The following is a 25,066-nucleotide window of genomic DNA, read 5'->3' as shown; positions in this document are numbered from 1 at the left end:
AAACGAGAATGCATCTCCCCATGCTCGGTGGCGCGCAGAACGTCCCGGCTCCCACTGATCGGTACATCCTCCCGAGCTTCGAAGAGCGCACGGCCTACGGCTACAAGCGTCAGGACCCGTACGCGAAGCTGTTCGAGGACCGCATCGTGTTCCTCGGCGTCCAGGTCGACGACGCGTCGGCCGACGACGTCATGGCCCAGCTGCTCGTGCTCGAGTCGATGGACCCGGACCGCGACATCGTGATGTACATCAACTCGCCCGGTGGCTCGTTCACCGCGATGACGGCGATCTACGACACGATGCAGTACATCCGCCCGCAGATCCAGACGGTGTGCCTCGGCCAGGCCGCTTCGGCCGCGTCGGTGCTCCTCGCCGCCGGCACGCCGGGCAAGCGTCTCGCGCTGCCGAACGCCCGTGTGCTCATCCACCAGCCCGCGACCCAGCAGGGTGGCGGTCAGGCGTCCGACATCGAGATCCAGGCGGCGGAGATCCTCCGCATGCGCACCTGGCTCGAGGAGACGCTGTCGAAGCACTCCAACAAGACGGCCGAGCAGGTCAACCACGACATCGAGCGCGACAAGATCATGTCCGCTGCGGAAGCCGTGGAGTACGGCCTGATCGACCAGGTGCTGACGAGCCGGAAGAACCTCCCGGCCCTCGTCAAGTAGCGCACACGCGATGGGCCCCACACCGGTCGGTGTGGGGCCCTTCGTCGTGCGCGCCGGTACCGGTGCCGGCCTGGAGGCTCGCATCGCGTCCGTGAGATCGCATTCGGTGTCACATCGGGTCACGTGGAGCGACACGAGCTGCGATCTCACCGGCAGGACGGACCTCGCCGGGAGCGCATCACTCGTCGTCGGGGTCCTCGGCGGGACGGCGGCGGACCAGGAGCAGCACGGCGACGATCGCGGCGACGACGACCAGGCCGCCGGCACCGATCCAGATCGCGTCGGAGGTCGACGAGTCGGTGTCGCCCGAGGCCGTGCCCGTCGTGGCCGCCTCGCTCGCCGAACCGCTCGTGGCGCAGGTCGGCGGGGTCGCGGAGCCCTTCGCGGCGGTGAACCCGGCCGGGGCTTTCCACGTGAATGCGTACTCGTCCGAGACGGTGTGGCCGTCGGCGGAGACGATCTGCCACTCGACCTCGTACTTCCCCGAGGCGCCGAGGGCGGCCTTCGTGGTCATCGAGGGGCCGTCGATGTCGACGCAGCCGTTCTCGTAGTACCGCTTGTCGGGCCCGACGATCCGGAAGGCGAAGCCCGACCCGGAGCCGCCGATGTCGAGGAGCTTGTCGTTCGTGGTGATCTCGAACGCGTCCGGCAGGGACGTCAGTGTGCCGTCGACCTTCGGCGTCGACGCGATCATGTAGTTGTGCGCGCTGGCCGGGCCGGCGAGCCCGAGGACGGCACCGCCCGCGATGGCGAGGGTCGTGGCGGACGCGGCCACGAGCCTCCAGGCCGGGTGGGACCGGCGCCGGTCCGGACGGGACGTCACCCGTCCCCGAGCGGCCGTCACTTGGTGCTGCGCCGGCGGGTCGCCGCCACCGCGACGACCAGACCGGCCGCGCCGAGGACCAGGCCCCCGAGACCGAGGAAGCGGCCGACCAGGTCGGGCTGCGTGCCGGTGGAGGGGGCGGCCGCGGCGGTGGTCGCCGCATCGCTGGCTGCTGCCGGCTCGTCGTCGCCGTCGGCGGCGGTGGACGCGGCGGTCAGCGTGATCGAGGGTGCCGGGTGCTCGGGCTCGGCCTGACCGGCCTTCTGCACCTGGTCCCACTCGGTGGAGCCCTTCTCGCACGTCTGCGTGACGGGGAGGGCGACGACGTCACCGGCCTTGCCGTCCGGCAGCGAGAAGGAGAGCGAGAAGGTGTCGCGCTCGTCGGCGGGGAGCGGGGTCTTCGCGGTGTAGGTGACGCTCGTGACGCGCTCACCGGCGTCCTCGGCGGACTCGTCGTCGGCCGAGGCGGACGGGCTCGTGTACGGCTCCGTGGTCTTCGTGAGGTCCCAGTTCGGGTTCACCGTCGGCGTGACCTCGATCACGGAGGACGGGACGTGGAACTGCAGCGTCGTGGTGGGGGAGCCGTCGCAGCCGTGCGGGACGGAGAACGTGGCCGTCGTGTAGGAGCCCGCCGCGGTGGAGGTGCTCGTCGCCTCGACGTGGGCGCTCGCGGATGCGGCGGTGCCGAGGACGATGGCGGCCACGACGCCGAGGGTCGCTGCTCCGCCGACGGCGAGACGCTTCTGCATGGGGTGGTTCCTTCCGGGACGCGTGCTCTACAACTTGTAGAAGATCCGAGGACAACTTAGCAGGACCGAACGCCCTGGGCGAACGTGCCGCCGGAAACGCGCCCGGCGTCGCCGTGAGTGTCGCCGGTTGCGGTTAGGCTCGACAACACGACGACCTCGTGGACGCGAACCGGCGTGCACGTCGACCAGGGAAGGCCGGAGCATGGCACGCATCGGAGAGAGCGCTGACCTCCTCAAGTGCTCCTTCTGTGGCAAGAGCCAGAAGCAGGTACAACAGCTGATCGCCGGTCCCGGCGTCTACATCTGTGACGAATGCGTCGAACTCTGCAACGAGATCATCGAAGAGCGTCTGGCGGAAGCCAGCGACGAGACCGGCAGCGGTGAGTTCGAACTCCCGAAGCCGCGCGAGATCTTCGACTTCCTGCAGGAGTACGTCATCGGGCAGGACCCGGCGAAGCGCGCCCTGGCGGTGGCGGTCTACAACCACTACAAGCGCATCCGCGCACAGGGGCAGATCACCGCGGCCGAAGACCGCGACGACGTCGAGATCGCCAAGTCGAACATCCTGCTCATCGGGCCGACCGGCTGCGGGAAGACCTACCTCGCGCAGACCCTCGCCAAGCGCCTCAACGTGCCGTTCGCGGTCGCTGACGCCACCGCCCTGACCGAAGCCGGCTACGTCGGCGAAGACGTCGAGAACATCCTCCTCAAGCTCATCCAGGCCGCGGACTACGACGTCAAGCGGGCCGAGACGGGCATCATCTACATCGACGAGGTCGACAAGATCGCGCGCAAGGCGGAGAACCCGTCGATCACGCGCGACGTGTCCGGCGAAGGTGTGCAGCAGGCGCTGCTCAAGATCCTCGAAGGCACGGTCGCCTCGGTCCCGCCGCAGGGTGGCCGGAAGCACCCGCACCAGGAGTTCATCCAGATCGACACGACGAACGTGCTGTTCATCGTGGCCGGTGCGTTCGCGGGGCTCGAAGAGATCGTGTCCTCCCGCGTGGGCAAGCGCGGCATCGGGTTCGGCGCGCAGCTGCACAGCCCGCTCGACCAGCAGGACCTCTACGCCGACGTGCTGCCGGAAGACCTCCACAAGTTCGGGCTCATCCCCGAGTTCATCGGTCGTCTCCCCGTCGTCACCACGGTGTCGCAGCTCGACCAGTCCGCGCTCATGCAGATCCTCACCGAGCCGAAGAACGCGCTCGTCCGCCAGTACCAGCGGATGTTCCAGATCGACGGCGTCGAGCTCGAGTTCGACCAGGGCGCGCTCGAAGCGATCGCCGACCTGGCCGTGCTGCGGCAGACCGGTGCTCGTGGCCTCCGCGCGATCATGGAAGAAGTGCTCGGGCCGATCATGTTCGACGTGCCCTCGGACGACGACGTCGCCCGGGTGGTCGTCACGCGCGAGTCGGTGCTCGAGAACGCGGCGCCGACGATCGTGCCGCGGCCGCGGGCGAAGCGCGTCGAGAAGTCCGCGTAGGCGTTCCGCCACGCACGAAGGGCCCGCACCGTGTCGGTGTGGGCCCTTCTGCTGTGTGGCGCGGGTGCGCGTGCGCGGTGCCGGCGGCGGGGTTCGCGCGCGGTGCCGGGCGCGGGGTGCGCGTGCGCGGTGCCGACCGCGGGGTTCGCGTGCGTTCCTTCCCATCACGCCCGTTGTGGGAAGGCGAATCGCGCGTAGGGGGGCAGAACTTCCGACCGCCTACGCGCGATTCGACTGCCTACGCGGGGAACTGCCCACGCGGCGAACTTCCTACGCGGGGAACTGCCCACGCGGCGAACTTCCTACGCGGGGAACCGCGCCCGCCCGCGCCCGCGCTACTGCAGGCCGCGGCGGCGGAGCAGGGGGCCGACCTCGGCGTCGCGGCCACGGAACTCGCGGAAGGCCTCGATCGGGTCCTTCGACCCGCCGACCCCGAGCACCATCGTGGCGAAGCGACGCCCGGCAGCGCGGTCCAGTCCACCGTGGTCGCGGAACCACTCCACGGTGTCGGCGTCGAGCACCTCGCTCCAGATGTACCCGTAGTAGCCGGCGTCGTACCCGCCGGAGAACGTGTGCGCGAAGTACGTCGACGAGTAGCGCGGCGGGACCGCGGCGACGTCGATGCCCGCGTCCGCGAGGGCCTGGCGCTCGAAGGCCTCGACGTCGGTCACGGCATCGGCCTCGGCCTTGGAGAGCCGGTGCCACGCCTGGTCGAGCAGGGCCGCGGCGAGGTACTCGGTGGTGCCGAACCCCTCGTTGAAGCCCGCCGAGTCGCTCAGCCCGAGGACGAGCTCCGGGGGCATCGGCTCACCGGTCTCGTGGTGCTTGGCGTAGTTCGCCAGGACCTCCGGCCAGGAGACCCACATCTCGTTGACCTGGCTCGGGAACTCGACGAAGTCCCGCTCGACGTTCGTGCCCGAGAAGCGCGGGTAGGTCGTCCGGGCGATGAGACCGTGCAGCGCGTGGCCGAACTCGTGGAAGAGCGTCTCGACCTCGTCCTGGATGAGGAGCGTCGGGGAGCCGGTCGCGGGCTTGGCGACGTTGAGGTTGTTCACGACGACGGGCAGCGTGCCCATCAGCGCCGACTGCTCGACGACCGGGTTCATCCAGGCGCCACCGCGCTTGCCGTCCCGCGTGTAGAGGTCGAGCAGGTACAGGCCGACGGGGGTGTCGTCCTCGTCGGTGACCTCGAACACGCGGACCTCGTCGTTGTACCCGTGGAGGTCCGGGCGCTCGGCGAACTTCAGCCCGTAGAGCGCGTTCGCGGCGAAGAAGACGCCGTCGTGCAGGACCCGGTCCGCCTCGAGGTAGGGGCGGGTGGCTGAGCTGTCCGCCGCGAACTGCTCGCCGCGGAGGATCTCCGTCGCGTACGCCCAGTCCCACGCCTCGACGTCGAAGCCGACGGTCTGGGAGCGGACGGCACGCTCGTCGTCGGCGTTCGCCGCAGCGGCACCGACCAGCGAGGACAGCAGCCCGTCGACGGCCTCGGGAGTGCCGGCGGTCTCGTCGGCGGTGACCACGGCGGCGTGGTTCGGGAAGCCGAGCAGTTCGGCACGCTCGGCACGGAGCCGGACGATGCGGAGCAGGACGTCCCGGTTGTCGTGCTCGTTGCCGCGGCGACCGCGGGAGAGCGAGGCGCGCATGATGCGTTCGCGGAGGTCGCGGTCGGCCAGGGACGCCAGCCACGGGTGGCCGGTGTAGAGCGGCAGGGTGATGAGCCAGCCGTCCAGGCCGCGGTCGGCTGCGGCACCGGCGGCGGCGGACTTGGCACCGTCGTCGAGGCCGATCAGCGACTCCTCCGACGTGACGTGCACCGCGAGGTCGTTCGTCTCGTCGAGCAGGTTGCGCTCGAACGTGGTCGTGAGGGTGGAGAGCTCCTGGTTGATCGCGGTGAGGCGCTCCTTGCCGGCGTCGTCGAGGCCGGCGCCCGCCAGGGTCATCTCGGTGAAGGTGCGCTCCACGAGGCGCAGGTCCTCTCCCTCGAGCCCGGTCTCGGGGGCGCTGTCGCGCACGGCTCGGACGCGCTCGTAGAGCCGGGAGTCGAGGGTGATCGCGTCGCGGTGGGCTGCGAGGAGCGGTGAGACCTCGGCCTCGATGTCGTGCAGCTCCGGCGTGGAGTCCGCCGAGGAGAGCGTGAAGAACACCATGCTCACGCGGGAGAGCAGCTGCCCGGTCCGCTCGAGCGCCACGAGCGTGTTCTCGAACGTCGGGGCGTCCGGGTTCGTGGCGATCGCCTCGACCTCGGCACGCTGCGCTCGGATCCCGGCGTCGAAGCCCGGACGGTGGTGCTCGAGCCGGACCTGGTCGAACGGGGGGAGTGCGTAGGGGAGGGTGCTCGGTTCGTCGAACGGCGTCGTCATCACCCCACCCTAGCTACGCGGTTGCAGCGTCGATCAGCGTGGCAGCCGCGCGCCGTGCGTGCCGGGCGGGGGCCGCGTCTCCGGCGATGGCCGCCGTGGTCTGCGCCCCCTCGGCCAGCAGGGCCAGCTGCGCGGCGAGCTCCTCGGCGAGGGCCGGATCCGACACTGCCGTCCGCGTGAGTCCGGCGACGTAGTGCTGGAAGGACTCCTTGTGTGCGCGGGCGATCTCCGCGACCGCGGGGGAGGTCGCGCCGAGCTCCCCGAAGGCGTTGATGAAGCCGCACCCGCGGAAGGTGGCGTCGCCGAACCAGGACTCGAGGAAGTCGTACATCGCGAGGAGCTTGTCGCGCGGGGTCGTCGCGGCGTCGACCGCCTGGGCCAGGCCGTGCTCCCAGTACTCGTGCCGGCCGGCGAGCACCGCGGCGATGAGGGAGTCCTTGCCGGGGAAGGCGGCGTAGAGCTTCTTCAGCGAGACGCCCGCGCCGGTCCGGATCTCGTCCATGCCGACGGACTGGATCCCGCGCGTGTAGAAGAGCTCGTCCGCGACGTCGACGATGTGCGCCCGGGTGTCCGGTTCGATGGTGACTGGCATGGTGCATCCCTTCTCCACTGCCCGTCCACCGCGCCGACTTGCGCTGGGAACGATCGTTCTCTAGTGTAGCGGACACCGGCGAGAACGGCCGTTCTCCGACCGGAACGAATGCCGAAGGAAGGCAAGACCATGGGTGAGATCACCGTCGGGACCGAGAACAGCGTCGACATCCAGCTGCACTACGAGGACAAGGGCACCGGGCAGCCGATCGTGCTGATCCACGGCTTCCCGCTCGACGGCAACTCGTGGGAAGGCCAGGTCCCGCCGCTCCTCGACGCCGGCTACCGCGTGATCACCTACGACCGTCGCGGGTTCGGCCAGTCCTCGCAGCCGTCGACCGGGTACGACTACGACACGTTCGCCGACGACCTGCACACGGTCCTCGAGACCCTCGACCTGCACGACGTGATCCTGGTCGGCTTCTCGATGGGCACCGGCGAGATCGCCCGCTACATCGGCCGCCACGGTGAGGACCGGATCGCGAAGGTCGCGTTCCTGGCCTCCCTCGAGCCGTACCTGGCGATCACGGACGACAACCCCGACGGTGGCGCACCGATGTCGTTCTTCGAGGGCGTCTCCGCGGACGTGGAGAAGGACCGGTACGCGTACTTCACGAACTTCTACCAGGACTTCTTCAACCTGTCGGAGAACCTCGGCAGCCGCATCTCCGAGGAAGCCGTCCGCAACGCGTGGAACGTCGCCGCTGGCTCCGGTGCGATCGCATCCGCTGCAGCACCCCTGACCTGGCCGACGGACTTCCGTCAGGACATCCCGAAGGTCACCGTCCCGGCGCTCATCGTGCACGGCACGGCGGACAACATCCTGCCGATCGACGCCACCGGCCGCCGCTTCACGAAGGCCCTGCCGCACGCGCAGTACGTCGAGATCGAGGGTGCACCCCACGGCCTGCTCACCACGCACACCGCCGAGGTGAACGAGGTCCTGCTCGGCTGGCTCGCCCAGGCCTGACCCCGCACAACCGAAACCGGCCCGAACCGCGGAAGTCCGTGGTTCGAGCCGGTTTTCGTTGTGCGCCGCCGAGCGGCACCGCCGCCGCGCGAGCGGGCCAGCGCGCGCCTCAGTCCTCTTCGGGGGCGTCGTCCGGGTTCGTCACCTGGGCGTGCCCGGCGTCGTCGAGGTGGATCGACGTGCCGTCGTCCAGCTCGACCCGGGGCTTGCCCTCCAGGTAGGTGAGCGTCCACCCCCACCCGGTCGTGTCGACCGACTCCGCGGCCAACTCGTCCTCGACGGACCGCACCGCCACGACCAGCGCTTCGTCGAGCCGTGAGGGTGCTGACGCACCCACGTTCCAGCGCGTACCCAACTGCATCCGAGCCTCCTGGCCGTCGATGGTGAACCGAGACGAACGCGACCCTACGCGGGCTGCTCGGCCAGCTCGATCTCGGTCACCTCGAGCACGTCGCCGTCCACGAAGGACAGGTCCTGGATGCGGCCGACGGCCGCCAGGTCGACCGCCGCGCGCTCGACGAGCTCGCGGGTCGTGGCCGGGGCCGCGACGACGGCACGCGTCACCGGCGTCTTCTGGGACGCCTTGGCGGCCGTCTTGGCGCCACGGATCCCGATGAGCGCCTGCCCGACGGCGGCGAGCAGACCGGTCTCGGCCGCGTCGACCGGCAGGTCGGCAGCGGTCGGCCAGGAGGCCCGGTGCACGCTGGTGTCGTGGGTCCAGGCCCACACTTCCTCCGTCGCGAACGGCAGGAACGGTGCCAGGAGACGGAGCAGCACGTCGATGGCGGCGCGCAGCGCCAGGACGGCGCTCGCCTGGGTCTCGTGCGTCGAGTCCGGCGCGGTGCCGTACGCACGCTCCTTGACGAGCTCGAGGTAGTCGTCGCAGAAGGTCCAGAAGAACCGCTCCGTGACCTCGAGTGCGCGGGCGTGGTCGAAGCCCTCGAACGCGGTGGTGGCCTGCTCGAGCGTGGTGCGGAGCGCGGCGAGCATGTCGATGTCGAGCGCCTCGGTGACGCGCGTGGCGCCGGAGGGCAGCTCGAAGCCGTAGACGAACTTCGCCGCGTTGAGGACCTTGATCGCCAGACGACGGCCGACCTTGATCTGCTTCGGGTTCTGCGGGTCGAAGGCCGCGTCGGTGCCGAGCTTGGACGATGCGGCCCAGTAGCGGACCGCGTCGGCGCCGTGCTGCTCGAGGATCGCGAGCGGCGTGACGACGTTGCCCTTCGACTTCGACATCTTCTTGCGGTCCGGGTCCACGATGAAGCCGGAGATCGAGGCGTGCTTCCACGGCACGACGTCGGCCTCGAGCTGGCTGCGGAGGACCGTCGTGAAGAGCCACGTGCGGATGATGTCCTGGGCCTGCGGGCGGACGTCGTACGGGTAGACGAGGCCGTAGAGCTCCGGGTCGGTCTCCCACTTGCCCGCGAGCTGCGGGGTCAGGGACGACGTCGCCCAGGTGTCCATCACGTCGAGTTCGCCCTGGAAGCCGCCGGGGACGCCGCGCTGGTCCTCGGCGTAGCCGGGGGCGGGCTCGGACGCCGGGTCGACGGGGAGCTGCGCCTCGGTCGGGACGATCGGCTGGTCGAAGACCGGGTTGCCGTCGGCGTCGAGCGGGTACCAGACCGGCAGCGGCACGCCGAAGAAGCGCTGGCGGGAGATCAGCCAGTCGCCGGACAGGCCGCCGACCCAGTTGTCGTAGCGGACCCGCATGAAGTCCGGGTGGAAGGCGATCTCCTCGCCGCGCTGCCGGAGCGTGGCCTTGAGCGACTCGTCGCGGGCGCCGTTGACGATGTACCACTGGCGGGTCGAGACGATCTCGAGCGGCTTGTCGCCCTTCTCGAAGAACTTCACCGGGTGCTGGATCGTCTTCACGTCGCCGACGAGCTCGCCGGACGCGGTGAGGGCGTCGACGACGACCTTCTTCGCGGAGAACACGGTCTTGCCGGCGAGCTCGGCGTAGAGGGCCTTGCCGCCCTCGGACTCGATCCACGACGGCTCGTCCGAGCGGACGCGGCCGTCGAAGCCGATGATGGCGCGGTTCGGCAGCTGCAGCTCGCGCCACCACACGACGTCGGTGGTGTCACCGAAGGTGCAGACCATCGCGATGCCGGCGCCCTTGTCCTTCTGCGCGAGGTGGTGAGCGAGCACCGGGACCTCGACGTCGAACAGGGGGGAGCGGACCGTGGTGCCGAAGAGGTCCTGGAAGCGCTCGTCGTCCGGGTGCGCGACGAGGGCGACGCAGGCGGGGAGGAGCTCGGGGCGGGTGGTCTGGATGACGATGTCACCGCTGCCGTCCGACTTGTGGAACGCGATGCCGTGGTAGGCGCCCGGCATCTCCTTGTCCTCGAGCTCGGCCTGCGCCACCGCGGTGCGGAAGGTGACGTCCCAGAGCGTCGGGGCGTCGGCCTGGTAGGCCTCGCCGCGCTCGAGGTTCCGCAGGAAGGCGCGCTGGGCGCTCGCGCGAGAGGTGTCGTCGATGGTGCGGTACGACTGCGTCCAGTCGACCGACAGACCGAGCGTGCGGAAGAGGTGCTCGAACTGCTGCTCGTCCTGCACCGTCAGGCGCTCGCACAGCTCGATGAAGTTGCGGCGCGAGATCGGGACCTGGTCGGCCGCCTTGCTCGACTTGTTGTCGCCGCCTTCGAACGGCGGGACGAACGTGCCGTCGTAGGGGAGCTGCGGGTCGCAGCGGACGCCGTAGTAGTTCTGCACGCGACGCTCGGTGGGGAGACCGTTGTCGTCCCAGCCCATCGGGTAGAAGACGTGCTTGCCGCGCATGCGCTCGAACCGGGCCTTGAGGTCGGTGTGCGTGTACGAGAACACGTGCCCGATGTGCAGCGAGCCGGAGGCGGTGGGCGGCGGCGTGTCGATCGAGTAGACCTGGCTGCGGTCCGCGGCGGCGGAGCGATCGAAGCGGTAGGTGCCGTCCTGGTCCCAGACGGGGCCCCAGACCTGCTCGAGTCCGTCGACGGTGGGCTTGTCGGGCATGGGCTTGGTCATGGCTGCGCCTTTCGATCGCTATGTGCGGCACCGAGTCCGTGATGAGGTGCCTGAGTGTCCACGCGTGACGCGCGGTGCAGCAATCGTACCGGGCGGCTGGATCCGGCGTGGGTCGGCCTGTTCGCGGGATGCGGACAAGGCGGATCACACCTGATATTCCATGAAGAGCGGGCAGCTGGTAGTCTGTCGGAGTTTGTTCGGCGAGCCGTCGGTGTTCGCAGTCCTGCGATGTCGCTCTTCTCGTCGGACTCCCGAAGGCAGCCACAGCAACCGGAGGACGATTTGGCACCGAACAACGCACCCCACCCGCACGGCGACCGGCCGGTCCGGTCGAAGGGCGCCGCGAAGCGCGCACGCCGCAAGCTCACCACGGGCGACGTCACCGTCGTCGAGGAGTCGCTCCTCAAGCGCGCCGTCGCCGCAGCAGCGCTCGGCAACGCGATGGAGTGGTTCGACTTCGGCATCTTCGCGTACCTGACGGTCACCATCTCGAAGGTGTTCCTGCCCGAGGGTGACCCGGCCGCGAACCTCGTCGCCACGTTCGGCTTCTTCGCCGCGGCCTTCATCGTCCGTCCGATCGGCGGCGCGGTGTTCGGCCCGATCGGCGACAAGATCGGCCGCCAGAAGGTCCTCGCGCTGACGATGATCCTGATGGCCGCCGGCACGCTCATGATCGGTCTGATCCCGTCGTACAGCTCGATCGGGTTCTGGGCGCCGGTGCTGCTCCTCGTCGCCCGCTTCGTGCAGGGCTTCTCGACTGGTGGTGAGTACGGCGGCGCCGCGACGTTCATCGCCGAGTACTCCCCGGACAAGCGCCGCGGGTTCATGGGCTCCTGGCTCGAGTTCGGCACGCTCGCCGGGTACGTGCTCGGTGCCTCCATCGTCACCGGCCTGCAGTTCGGCCTGTCCGAGGACGCCCTGCTCAGCTGGGGCTGGCGCATCCCGTTCATCATCGCCGGCCCGCTCGGTCTGATCGGGCTCTACCTGCGTCTGAAGCTCGAGGAGACCCCGGCCTTCCAGAAGCAGCAGGAAGAAGCGGCCGAGCGCGAGTCGCAGAAGACGCCGTTCCTCAAGCTCTTCGCGGAGAACTGGCGTGCGCTCATCATCTGCATCGGCCTGGTCCTGGTCTTCAACGTGACCGACTACATGCTGCTGTCGTACATGCCGACCTACCTCGAGCAGAACCTCGGGCAGAACGCCACGTTCGGGCTGATCCTCATCGTCATCGTGATGATCCTGATGATGGTCGTGATCACCTTCGGCGGCCGGCTGTCCGACAAGTTCGGGCGTCGTCCGGTGCTCGCCGCCGGCTGCATCGGCTTCTTCCTGTTCTCGTGGCCGGCCCTGCAGCTCGTGCAGACCGGTACCGGCGTCGGCGTGTTCTTCGGCCTGCTGATCCTCGGTGTCGTGCTCGTCACGTTCACCTCGACGATGCCCTCGACGCTCCCCGCGCTGTTCCCGACGATCATCCGCTACGGCGCCCTGGCGATCGCGTTCAACGTATCGGTGTCGCTCTTCGGTGGGACGACCCCGCTCGCGACCGCCGCGCTGATCAACGGCGCGAAGGACGCGGGCTTCGGCTGGGCCGAGGACATCCCCGCGTTCTACCTGATGGCCGCAGCGCTCATCGGGCTGGTGGCGGTGTACTTCACGAAGGAGACCGCGAGCACGCCGCTCATGGGCTCCGGCCCGACGGTCGCCTCGGAGGCAGAGGTGGCCCAGGTCATCGACGAGTACAACGACCCGTCGTCGGAGTTCGCGCAATCGGACTGGGCGAAGGAGTTCTCGACGAGCGAGATCCCGGTGATCTCCGGTTCGGCGAGCGCCTCGTCGGACAACGACAAGGCCACGTCCGGCAGCTGACCGGCTCCGGCACCGGCCTGGAGGCCCGACTCACCACACGAGACGCCGTCACCCCCGCGAGACACCGCGGGAGGTGGCGGCGTCTCGCGGCGAGTGGGGCGTCTCGCGGGGAGCGCGGCGTCTCGCGCGGAGCGCGGTCGCGCGCTGCGCGCCGTCGCTACGCCGCGGCCGCGGCCGGGCCGGCCGACAGCCGTTCGGCGGCGCGGAGGAGCTCCGCCGTCACCGGGTGCTCCGGGTGTGCGAACACGTCGGCGGCGGGTCCGTGCTCGATGGCCGCGCCCTCGTGCATCACCAGCACGTCGTCGGCGATGCGCCGCACCGCACGGAGGTCGTGCGACACGAACACCATCGCCACCCCGGTGGTGTCCCTGAGCCGTTCGAGCAGCGTCAGCACCGCGTCCTGCACGGTGGCGTCGAGTGCCGTCACGGGTTCGTCGAGCACCAGCACCGCGGGGTCGGTCGCCAGCGCCCTGGCGATCGCGAGTCGCTGCCGCTGCCCGCCGGAGAGCGTCAGCGGTGACCGGTCGCGGAGCGCCGGGTCGAGGTCGACCTGCCGGAGCGCGGCGTCCACCCGGTCCCCGAGCTCGCCCGTCGCCCGCCGGGCGTTGCCGTCGGTGAACGCGTCCGCGAGTACCCGCTCCACGCTCCAGCGCTCGTCGAAGGTCGCGCCGGGGTCCTGCACCACGGCGGACACCCGGGTGCGGCGGGCACGGCGGTCCCGTTCGGGGAGCGGCGCCCACGGTTCGCCGTCGAGCGTGACCGTGCCGGCGTCGGGCGCCTCGAGGCCGAGCAGCATCCGGACGAGGGTGGTCTTGCCGGAGCCGGACGCGCCGACGACGCCGAGCGAGCGGCCACGCTCGAGCGTGAACGACACGCCCGTGACGGCGTCCACCCGGTCGTACGACTTCGACAGCTCCCGCGCCTCGAGCACCGCGGCGCCCGACCCCGCACCGTGCGACCCGGCGCCCGCGGCGCCCCTCGCACCGTGCGACCCGGCACCTGCGCCGGCGGCCGCGACCAGCGCCCGCGTCGCCGCGTGCACCGGGGACCGCAGCACCGCCGCGACGGCTCCTTCCTCCACGACGCGCCCCGCGTCCATCACCACGACGCGGTCCGCCCACCCCGCGACGAGCCCCAGGTCGTGCGTCACGACGAGCAGCCCCGCGCCGCGCTCCTGCGCCGCCCGCAGCTGCTCCATCACCCGCACGGCGATCCCCGCGTCGAGCGCCGTCGTCGGCTCGTCCGCGATCACGAGCGCCGGGGACCCGATCGTGGCGGCGGCGATGAGTGCCCGCTGCCGCATCCCCCCGGAGAGCGTCCCCGCGAGCCGTCCGTCGGACGCGATCGCCGGGTCGAGACCGACCCCGGCGAGCGCGGAGCGCACGGCGTCCACGCGCTCACGTGCGCTCATCGCGGTGTGCAGCCGGAGGGTGTCGTCGACCTCACGCCCGACCGGACGGAGCGGGTCCAACGCGCCGAGGGCCTCCTGTCCGACGTATCCGACACGTGCGCCGCGCACCGAACGCCACCGTCGGTCGGAGAACGCGCGCACGTCGAGGCCGGCGACCTCGAGCCCGTCGGCGCGGACGGCGGAACCGGGCGCGGACAGGCCGAGGAGCGCGCGGACGGTGACGGTCTTGCCCGAGCCGGACGCGCCGACCAGGGCGACGCACTCGCCGGCGGCGACGGCGAGGGCGACGTCCCGGACGAGCGGTGTGCCGCCGACCGCCACGGAGAGTCCTCGTGCTTCGACGACGTTCATCGGGTTGCTCCAGTGGGTCGGAGGGCCCGGCCGAGCACCGTCACCGCGGTCGCGAGCACGACGATCGCGAGGCCGGGGAAGGTGCTCATCCAGGGTGCTGTCTGCAGGTAGGTCCGGCCGTCGGCGAGCATCGCGCCCCACTCCGGGGCCGGTGGTGGCGTGCCGACGCCGAGGTAGCTGAGGGCGGAGGCCCAGACGATCGCCTGGCCGACGCCGAGTGTCCCCACGGCGACGATCGGCCAGAGCGCGGCGGGCAGCACGTGCCGGAGGACGATGCGCGCGGGGGAGCGACCCTGCAGCACGGCGGTCTCGACCACCTGCGAGGACCGCGCGGTCCGCACCAGGCCGCGGACGATGCGCGCGTAGCCGGGAGCGGTCGCGAACCCGACGGCGAGCATCGCGGGCACCGGACCGGGGCCGGTCACGGCGATGACGACGAGCGCCACGAGGAGCAGCGGGAGGGCGAACGCGACCTCGGTCACGCGGCCGATGACGGCGTCGACCATGCGGCCCCCGAGTCCGGCGACGACGCCGAGCACGATGCCGACGCCTCCGCCGACGAGGGTGGCGACGACGCCGACCAGGAGGCTCGCGCGGGTGCCGGCGACGACCCGGGCCAGGACGTCCCGGCCGGACTCGTCGGTGCCGAAGAGGTGCCCTGCGCCGGGTGGCAGGAGCGCCTCGGCCGGGTGCACCGCGAGCGGGTGCGCGCCGCCGAGGAGTGCCGGCCATGCGGCAGCGACGACGGCGAGCGCCACGACGGCGGCGGCGACGGTGCCGGCGGGGCCGAGGGTGCGGGTGCGTCCGGGTCGCGTCGGCGGGTCTGCCGCGGTCGCACCGGCCTGGAGGCTCGGCTCGGCGATCCCGCTCATCGCGCGTCCGCCCCGTGGCCGGGACCGCGCTGGCTCGTGCGCGGGTCGACGGCGCGCTCGACGAGATCGGCGACCGCGAGCACCACGACGTAGGCCGCCGCGGAGACGAGTGCGATCCCGGCAACCAGGGGCATGTCCCGCTGGGTGACGGCGGTCACGAGCGCCCGGCCGATGCCGGGCAGCGCGAAGACCGACTCGACGACGACGGCGCCGGACACGAGCGACCCGAAGGCCCAGGCGGACAGCGCGATCCCGGGGAGCGCGGCGTGCCGGAGCAGGTGCCGTCCGAAGAGCCCCGCGCGGGTCTCGCCACGGCCGCGGGCGGCGAGCGCGAACGCCGAGCGCTGGGCGTCCACCACGCCGTCCCGGACGGTCTCGGCGAGGTAGCCGGCGACCGGGACCGCGACCGTCAGCACGGGCAGGACCCATCCGCGGACGCTGCCGTCGCTGACCGCGGGCACCCAGCCGAGCGCGCTCGCGAACACCACGATGAGGACGCTGCCGAGCCAGAAGTGCGGGGTGACGCTCGCGGTCACGGAGATCGCGCTGGTCAGGGTCGCGGCGACCCGGCCGCGCTGGGTCGACCACCACGCGGCGACGATCGCGAGCACCCAGGCGACGACGAGCCCGGCGACCGCGAGCGTCAGCGTGACCGGCAGCTGCTGGCCGAGCAGCGTCGCGACCGGGGTCCGGAAGGCGTACGAGTCACCGAGCTGTCCGGTCGCCAGGCGTCCGAGGAACACCGCGTACTGCACGATGACGGGTCGGTCGAACCCGTAGTCCGCGCGGACCTGGGCGACCGCCGCGGCCGAGGCCTGCGACCCGGGGCCGCCGAGGACCGCGAGCGCGGGGTCGCCGGGGATGAGCCGGATCGCGACGAACACGATCGTCGCGACGGCCCAGAGCACCCCGATGCCGCCGAGCAGTCGGCGGAGTGCCCACCAGACCCAGCTCAGCGGTCGATCCATGCGGTGCCGAACCACGGTGTCGAGACGGCGGTCGTCCGGATCCCGTGCACGGCCGAGCGGTACAGGAAGTGGTTCTGCTGGTCGTAGAGCGGCAGCACCGTCCGGGATTCCAGGATCCGCTGCTGCGCTTCCTCGTAGAGGCTGCCACGCGTGCTGGTGTCGGACGTCTGCGCCGCCTGCTCCAGCAGCGCGTCGACCTTCGGGTCGTCGAGCTGGGCGAGGTTCGCGAAGTACCCCGACGGCGCCGGGGTGATGCTCGCGGAGTCGTAGAGGATCCGGAGCACGTCGGCCCCGACCTTCGTGTACGGGGCACTGACGACGTCGTACTGGTTGTTCGCGAGGGCGGCGTACCAGCTGGACAGGTCGAGTTCCTCGAGCTGGACCTTGATGCCGACCTTCGCCTCCGATGCCTGGATCTGCTGGAACAGGCTGCGCTCGGCCGGCACCGACTGGTTGGTCGACACCGGGAACGTCACCGTGAGCTGCTTGCCGTCCTTCTGCCGGATGCCGTCCGAGCCGACCTTCCAGCCGGCGTCGTCGAGGAGCTGCTCCGCCGTGCTCGGGCTGTACCGGAACAGGCTCTTGTCGGAGTACCCGAACGGTTCGACGCTGGAGAGCGCCGAGTACGAACGCTTCGCGGTGCCGAGGAACAGCGACTGCACGCCCGGGTTGATCTCCGCGCCGGCGATGAACGCCTTGCGCACGGCTTCGTCCTGGAACACGCCGTGGCCGGAGTTCAGCTCGAGACGGTTCGAGGCGCCGGGGCGCGGGGCGTCGAGGTCGCGGATCGTGGACTTCGCCGACGCGGCCTTGAGCTGGTCGGGCTGGGCGTTGTCGATGACGTCGACCTGCCCGGACTGCAGCGCCGCGTACCGGGACGTCGAGTCGGGGAGGAAGCGCCACGTGATGCCGGACAGCCGCGGCTTCGTCGTGCCCCAGTAGTCGTCGTTCTCCGCGAGGGTGACGCGGTCGCCGTGCTTCCAGTTCGTGATCGTGAAGGGGCCGGTGCCGACGGGCGACTCGCAGTTCACCGCCTGCGTGCGCTGGAGCGCCTTCGGGGACTCCATGCCCACCCACGGCTGCGAGAACGACTCGAGGAGCGCACTGTCCGGACGGCTGAGCGACAGCGTGACGGTGTGGTCGTCGGTCGCGGTGGCCTTCTCGATGGACTGCAGGGCGAGGTACCCCGTGCTCGACGCCGTCGCCGGGTCCTGCACGTGCTCGATGTTCGCCACGACCGCGGCGGCGTCGAACGGGGTGCCGTCGGTGAACGTGACGTCGTCGCGGAGCGTGAACGTCAGGGTCTTCCCGTCGTCGCTCGTCGTCCACTTCGTGGCGAGGGACGGGGTCGGCTTGCCGTCGTCGAGTCCGACGAGTTCCTCGATGTACTGGGTCGACAGCAGCGCCTGCGGGTAGTTGCCGCCGACGTGCGGGTCGAGGCAGGTCGGTTCGGCGTCACCGGACGCGTACGTCAGCGTGCCGCCGGTGACGGGTGAGCTGCTCGTCGTGCTCGTGCCGGCGCCGGTGCACGCGGTCAGGGCGAGGAGGAGCGCGGTGGCACCCGCGACGAGGCCCGCGGCTCGGGTACGGCGTTTCTGTACTGGGTCCAAGATCATGGCTGGACGAGTCTAGCTGTTTACTGGGGACCATGGACGAACCGATCCGCCGCGGGGGACGGCCGCGACGCTCGAGTGCCGAGGTGCTCGCGGACGCCGCCGCGGAGCTGTTCCTCGAGCAGGGCTACGCCGGCACCACCGTGGACCACATCGCCGCGCGCGCCGGGGTCAGCCGGGCGACGTTCTTCAACTACTTCCTGGCGAAGTCGGACGTGATGTGGCTCGAGCTCGACGCCGCCGTCGCCGCGCTGCCGGCCCTGCTGGCGGAATCCGCCGAGCCGTCGGCCGTGCGCGCCGTCGAGGAGGCGCTCCTCGCCGCCGCCCGCGCCCACGATCCGGAGCGCGTGCCGTGGGCGGTCGCACAGGCCGAGGTGATGGGCATCGGGCAGGAGCTCGTCGCGAGCGTCGCCGCGCGGGTGACGGCGCAGCACGGCGCGGTCGCGGCGTTCGTCGCGCGCCGCACGGGGGAGTACCCGGGGTCGCTCTGGCCGCAGACGGTGTCGGGTGCGATGCTCGGCGCGGCGGCCGCGGCCTTCGGGGTGTGGGTCGCCGACGGGGTGGCCCGCCGCCCGCTCGTCGAGTACGTCGGCGCCGCGCTCACCCCGGTGGCCGCCGGCCTCGACGCACGCTGACGCGACGCCCGCGCGCTCGCGCGGCGCCCGCTCCCGCGCGCTGACGCGACGCCCGCGCTCCGCGGTGCGGACCGGCGTCGCACAACGGAAACCGGCTCGAACCGCGGACGTGCGTGGTTCGAGCCGGTTTCCGTTGTGCTGCGCCGTGCGACACCGCGGGCGGCGCGGGCGGCGCGCCGGCGCAAGCCGCGCCGCGCCGCGCCGCGCCGCCGCGCCGCGCCGCGCCGCCGCGCCGCGCCGCGCCGCCGCGCCGCGCCGCGCCGCCGCGCCGCGCCGCGCCGCCGCGCTAGTCGGTGCGGAGCGTGCCGGCCCCGCCGGACGCCACGTCCTCCACGGTGCCGTCCCGGACGACCTCGGGCACGTCGCCGTCGGTCGGCATCAGCGACTCGTCGCCCGGCAGGCTCAGGGTGAGGACGGCCTCCTCGATGTACTGGCTCTCCTCGAGGGACTTCTCGACCTCGCGCAGGCGGACCGCGACGTGCGACTCGTCCTCGTTGCCGATGAGGTCGATCGCCGCGACGAGGTACACCCGGGACGGCCCGACGAACTCCAGGTGCAGGTACGTGACGCGGTCGATCTGCGGGCGCCCGAGCAGCTCGACGAGCACCGCGTTCTCCAGCTCCGGCGACGTGCTCTCGCCGAGCAGGAACCGGCGGTTGCGGTCGATCAGGATGATCGCCACGACCCCGAGCAGGACACCGATCGCGATGGAGCCGATCGCGTCGAACACCGCCAGCCCCGTGATCTGGTGGAGGAACACCCCGAGGAACGCGACCACGAGACCGATCAGCGCGGCGGCGTCCTCGGCGAACACGGCCCGGAGTGTCGGGTTCGACGACTGCAGCACCTGCCGGAGCACCGGCACCCGGCGCTTCCGGGCGGCGCCGTGCGCCTGCCGGTACGCCTGCAGGAAGCTCGTCCCCTCGAGGCAGAACGACAGCGCCAGCACGACGTAGTTCAGCAGGACGTCGTCCGCGGGCCCAGTGTCCCCGAGCTCGCTGATGCCGTGGTAGATCGACACGATCGCGCCGGCGGTGAACAGCCCGAACGCCGCGAACATCGACCAGATGTAGGTCTCCCGCCCGTACCCGAGCGGGTGCGCGCTGTCCCGCTTCCGGGCACCGCGCCGTTCGGCCACGAGCAGGAAGACCTCGTTCCCGGTGTCGGCCCACGAGTGCGCCGCCTCCGCGACCATCGACGCGGATCCGGAGAGCATCGAGGCGATGGTCTTGGCGATCGCGACGAGCAGGTTCGCGCCGAACGCGATGACGACGGTGAGGGAGGACTCGGGACGGTCCTGCTGTTCAGACGAGGGCATCTCTCAAGCATGCTCTCGTCCGCTAAACTCGTGTTCCAAGAGCACCGATCCGGCCATCACCGGGGAGCTTCCGGAAGAACGCGGGACGCGCGAGCGGATCGTCAGTAGAGCCGGACGGGTTCGGGACCGTCACCATCCCCGACGACGAGCGGTCGCACCGGCGTGTGCGGCAAGCGAGGTGGTACCGCGGAGCGTGCTCCGTCCTCGTGGAGAGCAACCGAACCCACAGGAGCAACCGGTGCGATACCCACTGAACCGCGATGCAGCCGACGCTGCCGGCGTCACCCCCTCGCCGTCCTTCCCTGACGTCGAGCAGGGCATCCTCGCCTTCTGGAAGGGCGACGACACCTTCCAGGCGTCGATCGACCGCCGTGTCGGCTGCGACGAGTGGGTCTTCTACGACGGCCCGCCGTTCGCGAACGGCCTGCCGCACTACGGGCACCTGCTGACCGGGTACGCGAAGGACGTCTTCCCGCGCTACCAGACGATGCGCGGCAAGCAGGTGCACCGTCGCTTCGGCTGGGACACCCACGGGCTGCCCGCCGAGCTCGAGGCGATGCGCCAGCTCGGCATCACCGAGAAGCACCAGATCGACGAGATGGGCGTCGACGTCTTCAACGCCGCCGCGAAGAAGTCCGTGCTGCAGTACACCGACGAGTGGCAGCAGTACGTCACCCGCCAGGCGCGCTGGGTGGACTTCGAGGACGACTACAAGACCCTCGACGTGACCTTCATGGAGAGCGTCCTCTGGGCGTGGAAGCAGCTGTGGGACAAGGGCCTGGCGTACGAGGGCTTCCGGGTCCTGCCGTACTGCTGGAACGACCAGACCCCGCTGTCGAACCACGAGCTGCGCATGGACGACGACGTCTACCAGATGCGTCAGGACCAGTCCGTGACGGTCTCGTTCCCGCTCGAGGGCGCGCGCGCTGCGGAGCTGGGGCTCGACGGCGTGCGTGCGCTCGCCTGGACGACGACCCCCTGGACCCTCCCGACGAACGCCGCGCTGGCAGTCGGGCCCGCCGTCTCGTACGTGGTGCTGCCCGCCGGGCCGGGAGGCTCGGCTGACGGTGGCACCGCCGGCTCCGTCTCCTACATGCTCGCGGCCGACACCGTGGCGGCCTACGCGAAGGACCTCGGCTACGAATCGGCGGAGGCCGCTGTCGCGGCGGTCACGCGCGAGCTGCAGGGCTCCGAGCTCGACGGTGTCCGGTACGAGCGCCTGTTCGACTTCCTCGCCGAGACCGAGGGCATGGAGCAGGCCTGGCAGATCCTCGTCGCCGACTACGTCGAGACCGGCGAGGGCACCGGCATCGTGCACCAGGCCCCGGCGTACGGCGCCGACGACCAGGTGGTCTGCGCGGCGGCCGGCATCCCGGTCGTGCTCTCCCTCGACGAGGGCGGTGTCTTCACGTCGCAGTTCCCGCTCGTCGCCGGGCAGCTCTGGTCGGACGCCAACAAGCCGCTGACGAAGGCCGTGAAGGACGCCGGACGGCTCCTCCGCCAGGCCTCGTACGAGCACAGCTACCCGCACTGCTGGCGCTGCCGCAGGCCCCTCATCTACAAGGCCGTGTCGTCCTGGTTCGTCCGGGTCACCGAGTTCCGCGACCGGATGGGCGAGCTCAACGAGGACATCACCTGGGTGCCGGAGAACGTCAAGGACGGCCAGTTCGGCAAGTGGGTCGGCAACGCCATCGACTGGTCGGTGTCGCGCAACCGCTACTTCGGCACGCCGATCCCGGTCTGGGTCTCCGACGACCCCGAGTACCCGCGCACCGACGTGTACGGCTCGCTCGCGGACATCGAGCGCGACTTCGGCCGGCTGCCGCTGAACGGCGACGGTGAGGTCGACCTGCACCGTCCGTTCATCGACGACCTGACGCGCCCGAACCCGGACGACCCCACCGGGAAGTCCACGATGCGCCGGATCTCCGACGTGTTCGACGTCTGGTTCGACTCCGGGTCGATGCCGTACGCGCAGGTGCACTACCCGTTCGAGAACCGGGAGTGGTTCGACAGCCACAACCCGGCCGACTTCATCGTCGAGTACATCGGGCAGACCCGCGGCTGGTTCTACGTCATGCACGTGCTCTCCACCGCGCTGTTCGACCGTCCCGCGTTCACGAACGTGATCAGCCACGGCATCGTCCTCGGCTCCGACGGGCAGAAGATGTCGAAGTCGCTCCGGAACTACCCCGACGTCTCCGAGGTGTTCGACCGCGACGGTGCCGACGCGATGCGCTGGTTCCTGATGTCCTCGTCGGTGATCCGTGGCGGCAACCTCGTCGTCACCGAAGAGGGCATCCGCCAGGGCGTCCGCGAGTTCCTGCTGCCGTTCTGGTCGACGTACTACTTCTTCACGCTGTACGCGAATGCGTCCGGGCCCGAGGGCTACCCGGCGTCGCGCCGGACGGACTCGACCGACGTGCTCGACCGGTACCTGCTCGCGAAGACCCGCGTGCTCGTGACCGACGTGACGACGCACCTCGACGCGCTCGACACCCCGCTCGCCGCCCAGGCGATCCGCGACTTCGCCGACGTGCTGACGAACTGGTACGTCCGACGCTCGCGGGACAAGTTCTGGCTCGGCGCCGAGTCGAGCGACTCGGCGAAGGCCGCGTTCGACACGCTGTACACCGTGCTCGAGACCCTCGCCCGGGTCGCCGCACCGCTCGCACCGCTCGTCTCGGAGGAGGTCTGGAAGGGTCTCACCGGCGACCGCAGCGTGCACCTGACGGACTTCCCGAGCCCGGAGGAGTTCCCCGCGGACGACGCCCTCGTCGCCGCGATGGACCGCGTGCGTGACGTGGCGTCGAAGGGGCTCGCGCTCCGCAAGGCCACCGGCAAGCGCGTCCGGCTGCCGCTCGCGACGCTGACGCTCGTCGTGCCGGACACCGCCGCCGTCGAGCCGTTCGCGGACATCCTCCGCGACGAGCTCAACGTGAAGCGCGTCGTCCTGGAGACCCAGGCCGAGGAGTCCCTGGCGCAGTACGGCATCGAGCGGAAGCTCACCGTGAACGCCCGCGCCGCCGGACCCCGCATCGGCAAGGCCGTGCAGCAGGTCATCCCGGCCGCCAAGCGTGGCGACTGGGTGGCGGCGGAGACCGGCGTCACCGTCGGCGGGATCGACCTCGTCGAGGGCGAGTTCACGCTCGACCTCACCGTGGCCGACGCGTCGAACGCCGTGGCCTTCCTCGACGGCGGCGGCTTCGTGGTGCTCGACACCGTGACCACGCCCGAGCTGGAGGCCGAGGGGCTGGCCCGTGACGTCGTCCGTGCCGTCCAGCAGGCCCGCCGTGACGCCGACCTGGACGTCAGCGACCGCATCGTCCTGACGCTCCGTGCCGACGAGACGGCCGAGGCAGCGGTGCAGGCGCACCAGGAGCTCATCGCGAACGAGACCCTGGCGACGACCCTGCAGCTCGTGGCAGCGGTGTTCGCGAAGGAAGACCCGGCCACCGAGGTCGGCGACGGTGCCAAGGTGACCGTGGAGGTGGAGCGCGCATGAGCGACAGCTACGACAGCAACGACAGCGACGAGTTCGGGGAGACCACGCCGGACGGGATCGAGATCCCGGTCGGACCGGCCGGGGACACCGACCCCGGCGACGCCGTGCCCTACGGGGGCGACGACGACGAGGTCCGCCGCGTCGAGGCCGCCCTGTACGCCCGGATCGGCGAGCAGTCACCCGAGCACCGCCTGACCGCGACCCGTCGTGCCGTCGAGCTCCTCGGCGACCCGCACCTGGCGTACCCGGTGATCCACGTCACGGGGACGAACGGCAAGACGTCGACCGCCCGGATGACCGAGAGCATCGTCCGCGCGCACGGCCTGCGCACCGGACTCATGACGAGCCCGCACCTGGTGTCCATCCGGGAGCGCATCGTCATCGACGGGCAGCCGATCGCTCCGGACCGGTTCGTGGAGAACTGGGACGACATCACCCCGATCCTGGCGATGACCGACCAGGAGCTCACCGACAAGGGCGAACTCCCGCTGACGTTCTTCGAGGCGCTCACGGTGCTCGCGCTGGCGTGCTTCGCCGAGGCGCCCGTCGACGTCGCCGTGATCGAGGTGGGCATGGGCGGCGAGTGGGACTCCACGAACGTCGTGCAGAGCCAGGTCGCGGTGCTGACCCCGATCGCGATCGACCACGCGAAGCAGCTCGGCAACACCGTCGCCGAGATCGCCCGCACCAAGTCCGGGATCATCAAGCCGTCCTCGGCCGTCGTGTCGAGCGCCCAGGTCCCCGAGGCGCTCGCCGAACTCGTGCGTGCCGCTGAGCTCACCGAGTCGACGCTCGCCGTCGAGGGCACCGGGTTCTCCGTGGCCGACGTGACCCCGGCCGTCGGTGGACAGCTGATCACCGTCCAGGGTGTCGCCGGTCGCTACGACGACCTGTTCCTCCCGCTGTTCGGCGTGCACCAGGCCCACAACGCCGCGGTCGCCATCGCCGCGGTCGAGTCCTTCATCGGCCGCGGGACCCAGGCCCTCGACGAGGACGTCCTGAGCGAGGGCCTCGCCGGCGCCACGAGCCCCGGCCGCCTGCAGCCCATCGCGCAGGACCCGACCGTGGTCGTCGACGCCGCACACAACCCGCACGGCGCGAAGGCCCTGGCCGACGCGCTGCCCGTCGCGTTCCCCTCGGAGCACGTCGTCGGTGTCGTCGGGATCCTCGCCGACAAGGACGCCCGCGGGTTCGTCCGCGCGCTCAAGGACACGATCGCGACGTTCGTCGTCACGCAGCCGCCGGGGGAGCGTGCGCTCGACGCGGACGAGTTCGCCCGGATCATCGTCGACGAGGTCGGGAACGACCGCGTGGTCGTCGAGCCCTCGCTCACGCAGGCGCTGCAGGAAGCGCGCGACCTGGCCGACGAGGCGGAAGCCGAGGACGCCATGGTGCTCGTCGCCGGCTCCATCGTGATGGTGGGCGCGGTCATGGACCTGGTCCACGGAGAGGGTGAGGCGAAGTGACGGACGCGCGCGGAGCCTCCAGGCCGGGTCGTCAGCCGCGGCAGCGACGTGAGCGTGGCGCGCAGGAGAGCCTGACCTCGATCGCCCTCGTGCTCGAGGCGATCATGTTCTTCTTCCCGATGCTCGTCGTCTTCGGCAAGCACACGCTGCCCGCCGGGTGGGCGTTCGGCGGGGGCATCGGCGCGATGATCGTGCTGGCGCTCGCGTCGCGTCTGACCGGTACCCGCGCCGGTGTATGGTTCGGGTGGCTGCTGCAGGCGGCCATCCTCGCCACCGGCTTCATCGAGCCGTTCATGTTCGTGGTGGGCCTGGTGTTCCTGGCGCTGTGGATCTTCTGCTTCGTCAAGGGCGGTCAGCTCGACCGCCAGAACGCCGCCCGTCGCGCCGCTGCCGAGGACTGACCACATCCACCCCCGAACC

At 71.0% G+C, this 25,066-nt stretch carries 19 protein-coding genes; 8 read left to right on the top strand and 11 right to left on the bottom strand.

Annotated features, from left to right (window positions below):
* The first annotated feature begins 8 nt into the window (after positions 1-8).
* Positions 9-668 carry an ATP-dependent Clp protease proteolytic subunit gene (locus EDF55_RS05580; RefSeq protein WP_071298779.1) on the top strand — a complete coding sequence of 220 codons (660 nt, stop codon included), beginning with the start codon at positions 9-11 and terminating at the stop codon, positions 666-668.
* 178 nt (positions 669-846) lie between these two features.
* Here the strand turns inward: EDF55_RS05580 and EDF55_RS05575 are convergent, their stop codons facing one another.
* Positions 847-1,443, bottom strand: coding sequence for a copper resistance protein CopC (locus tag EDF55_RS05575; protein ID WP_123653972.1), 597 nt, complete (start codon positions 1,441-1,443; stop codon positions 847-849).
* A 65-nt stretch (positions 1,444-1,508) separates the two neighbouring features.
* Entirely contained in the window at positions 1,509-2,240 is a 732-nt protein-coding gene (locus tag EDF55_RS05570; protein WP_123653971.1) for a YcnI family protein, read from the bottom strand.
* Positions 2,241-2,442: 202 nt separating this feature from the next.
* Between EDF55_RS05570 and clpX the strand changes: the two genes are divergently transcribed.
* On the top strand, positions 2,443-3,723 hold the full coding sequence (gene clpX / locus EDF55_RS05565) for an ATP-dependent Clp protease ATP-binding subunit ClpX (RefSeq protein ID WP_123653970.1): 1,281 nt from the start codon (positions 2,443-2,445) through the stop codon (positions 3,721-3,723).
* A 335-nt stretch (positions 3,724-4,058) separates the two neighbouring features.
* On the opposite strand, the gene EDF55_RS05560 is transcribed toward clpX, so the two are convergent.
* A complete protein-coding gene (locus EDF55_RS05560; RefSeq protein WP_123653969.1) occupies positions 4,059-6,083 on the bottom strand; it encodes a M3 family metallopeptidase in 2,025 nt (674 codons plus the stop codon).
* A gap of 13 nt (positions 6,084-6,096) precedes the next feature.
* Positions 6,097-6,675 (bottom strand): TetR/AcrR family transcriptional regulator, encoded by a 579-nt coding sequence (locus tag EDF55_RS05555; RefSeq protein WP_123653968.1) that lies wholly within the window; start codon positions 6,673-6,675, stop codon positions 6,097-6,099.
* 129 nt (positions 6,676-6,804) lie between these two features.
* Here EDF55_RS05555 and EDF55_RS05550 point away from each other — a divergent pair, with 129 nt between their 5' ends.
* Positions 6,805-7,644: an alpha/beta fold hydrolase gene (locus EDF55_RS05550; RefSeq protein WP_123653967.1), complete on the top strand. Its 840-nt coding sequence runs from the start codon at positions 6,805-6,807 to the stop codon at positions 7,642-7,644.
* 109 nt (positions 7,645-7,753) lie between these two features.
* On the opposite strand, the gene EDF55_RS05545 is transcribed toward EDF55_RS05550, so the two are convergent.
* The gene (locus EDF55_RS05545) at positions 7,754-8,005 is read right to left on the bottom strand and encodes a hypothetical protein (RefSeq protein ID WP_123653966.1); all 252 of its coding nucleotides are present in this window, start codon (positions 8,003-8,005) and stop codon (positions 7,754-7,756) included.
* Between the two features lie 44 nt (positions 8,006-8,049).
* On the bottom strand, positions 8,050-10,644 hold the full coding sequence (gene valS / locus EDF55_RS05540; RefSeq protein ID WP_123653965.1) for a valine--tRNA ligase: 2,595 nt from the start codon (positions 10,642-10,644) through the stop codon (positions 8,050-8,052).
* A gap of 282 nt (positions 10,645-10,926) precedes the next feature.
* On the opposite strand from valS, the gene proP reads away from it, so the two are divergent.
* Positions 10,927-12,507: a glycine betaine/L-proline transporter ProP gene (gene proP / locus EDF55_RS05535; protein ID WP_123653964.1), complete on the top strand. Its 1,581-nt coding sequence runs from the start codon at positions 10,927-10,929 to the stop codon at positions 12,505-12,507.
* A 157-nt stretch (positions 12,508-12,664) separates the two neighbouring features.
* Here the strand turns inward: proP and EDF55_RS05530 are convergent, their stop codons facing one another.
* The 4 genes from EDF55_RS05530 to EDF55_RS05515 are packed head-to-tail and all read right to left on the bottom strand — an operon-like array spanning position 12,665 to position 17,725.
* Complete coding sequence (locus EDF55_RS05530; protein WP_123653963.1) at positions 12,665-14,269, bottom strand: ABC transporter ATP-binding protein; 1,605 nt, start codon at positions 14,267-14,269, stop codon at positions 12,665-12,667.
* Positions 14,266-15,141: an ABC transporter permease gene (locus EDF55_RS05525; RefSeq protein ID WP_123653962.1), complete on the bottom strand. Its 876-nt coding sequence runs from the start codon at positions 15,139-15,141 to the stop codon at positions 14,266-14,268. The genes EDF55_RS05530 and EDF55_RS05525 overlap by 4 nt, the downstream gene beginning before the upstream one ends.
* Positions 15,138-16,109, bottom strand: coding sequence for an ABC transporter permease (locus tag EDF55_RS05520; RefSeq protein WP_260233419.1), 972 nt, complete (start codon positions 16,107-16,109; stop codon positions 15,138-15,140). Before EDF55_RS05520 ends, EDF55_RS05525 begins: the two co-directional genes overlap by 4 nt.
* The gene (locus EDF55_RS05515; protein ID WP_123653961.1) at positions 16,094-17,725 is read right to left on the bottom strand and encodes an ABC transporter substrate-binding protein; all 1,632 of its coding nucleotides are present in this window, start codon (positions 17,723-17,725) and stop codon (positions 16,094-16,096) included. Before EDF55_RS05515 ends, EDF55_RS05520 begins: the two co-directional genes overlap by 16 nt.
* Positions 17,726-17,757: 32 nt before the next feature.
* Between EDF55_RS05515 and EDF55_RS05510 the strand changes: the two genes are divergently transcribed.
* Positions 17,758-18,357 (top strand): TetR/AcrR family transcriptional regulator, encoded by a 600-nt coding sequence (locus EDF55_RS05510; protein ID WP_123653960.1) that lies wholly within the window; start codon positions 17,758-17,760, stop codon positions 18,355-18,357.
* A gap of 286 nt (positions 18,358-18,643) precedes the next feature.
* Here the strand turns inward: EDF55_RS05510 and EDF55_RS05505 are convergent, their stop codons facing one another.
* Positions 18,644-19,675, bottom strand: coding sequence for a cation diffusion facilitator family transporter (locus EDF55_RS05505; protein WP_123653959.1), 1,032 nt, complete (start codon positions 19,673-19,675; stop codon positions 18,644-18,646).
* A gap of 238 nt (positions 19,676-19,913) precedes the next feature.
* Between EDF55_RS05505 and ileS the strand changes: the two genes are divergently transcribed.
* Genes ileS through EDF55_RS05490 form a run of 3 tightly spaced genes read left to right on the top strand, consistent with a single transcriptional unit; the run spans position 19,914 to position 25,047 of the window.
* The gene (gene ileS, locus EDF55_RS05500) at positions 19,914-23,180 is read left to right on the top strand and encodes an isoleucine--tRNA ligase (RefSeq protein WP_123653958.1); all 3,267 of its coding nucleotides are present in this window, start codon (positions 19,914-19,916) and stop codon (positions 23,178-23,180) included.
* Positions 23,177-24,646, top strand: coding sequence for a folylpolyglutamate synthase/dihydrofolate synthase family protein (locus EDF55_RS05495; RefSeq protein ID WP_123653957.1), 1,470 nt, complete (start codon positions 23,177-23,179; stop codon positions 24,644-24,646). Before ileS ends, EDF55_RS05495 begins: the two co-directional genes overlap by 4 nt.
* The gene (locus EDF55_RS05490) at positions 24,643-25,047 is read left to right on the top strand and encodes a DUF4233 domain-containing protein (protein WP_123653956.1); all 405 of its coding nucleotides are present in this window, start codon (positions 24,643-24,645) and stop codon (positions 25,045-25,047) included. The genes EDF55_RS05495 and EDF55_RS05490 overlap by 4 nt, the downstream gene beginning before the upstream one ends.
* Positions 25,048-25,066: the final 19 nt, after the last annotated feature.

Source organism: Curtobacterium sp. ZW137, assembly GCF_003762905.1.
Taxonomy (GTDB): Bacteria; Actinomycetota; Actinomycetes; order Actinomycetales; family Microbacteriaceae; genus Curtobacterium.
This window is presented reverse-complemented; position numbering and strand designations above follow the sequence as displayed.

Coding starts and splice junctions, on each gene's coding strand:
- clpX (WP_123653970.1), top strand. CDS start 2,443: ATGGCACGCATCGGAGAGAGCGCTGACCTCCTCAAGTGCTCCTTCTGT.
- EDF55_RS05520 (WP_260233419.1), bottom strand. CDS start 16,109: ATGGATCGACCGCTGAGCTGGGTCTGGTGGGCACTCCGCCGACTGCTC.
- valS (WP_123653965.1), bottom strand. CDS start 10,644: ATGACCAAGCCCATGCCCGACAAGCCCACCGTCGACGGACTCGAGCAG.
- EDF55_RS05555 (WP_123653968.1), bottom strand. CDS start 6,675: ATGCCAGTCACCATCGAACCGGACACCCGGGCGCACATCGTCGACGTC.
- EDF55_RS05515 (WP_123653961.1), bottom strand. CDS start 17,725: ATGATCTTGGACCCAGTACAGAAACGCCGTACCCGAGCCGCGGGCCTC.
- EDF55_RS05560 (WP_123653969.1), bottom strand. CDS start 6,083: ATGACGACGCCGTTCGACGAACCGAGCACCCTCCCCTACGCACTCCCC.
- EDF55_RS05510 (WP_123653960.1), top strand. CDS start 17,758: ATGGACGAACCGATCCGCCGCGGGGGACGGCCGCGACGCTCGAGTGCC.
- EDF55_RS05550 (WP_123653967.1), top strand. CDS start 6,805: ATGGGTGAGATCACCGTCGGGACCGAGAACAGCGTCGACATCCAGCTG.
- EDF55_RS05495 (WP_123653957.1), top strand. CDS start 23,177: ATGAGCGACAGCTACGACAGCAACGACAGCGACGAGTTCGGGGAGACC.
- EDF55_RS05545 (WP_123653966.1), bottom strand. CDS start 8,005: ATGCAGTTGGGTACGCGCTGGAACGTGGGTGCGTCAGCACCCTCACGG.
- EDF55_RS05505 (WP_123653959.1), bottom strand. CDS start 19,675: ATGCCCTCGTCTGAACAGCAGGACCGTCCCGAGTCCTCCCTCACCGTC.
- EDF55_RS05525 (WP_123653962.1), bottom strand. CDS start 15,141: ATGAGCGGGATCGCCGAGCCGAGCCTCCAGGCCGGTGCGACCGCGGCA.
- EDF55_RS05570 (WP_123653971.1), bottom strand. CDS start 2,240: ATGCAGAAGCGTCTCGCCGTCGGCGGAGCAGCGACCCTCGGCGTCGTG.
- EDF55_RS05580 (WP_071298779.1), top strand. CDS start 9: ATGCATCTCCCCATGCTCGGTGGCGCGCAGAACGTCCCGGCTCCCACT.
- EDF55_RS05530 (WP_123653963.1), bottom strand. CDS start 14,269: ATGAACGTCGTCGAAGCACGAGGACTCTCCGTGGCGGTCGGCGGCACA.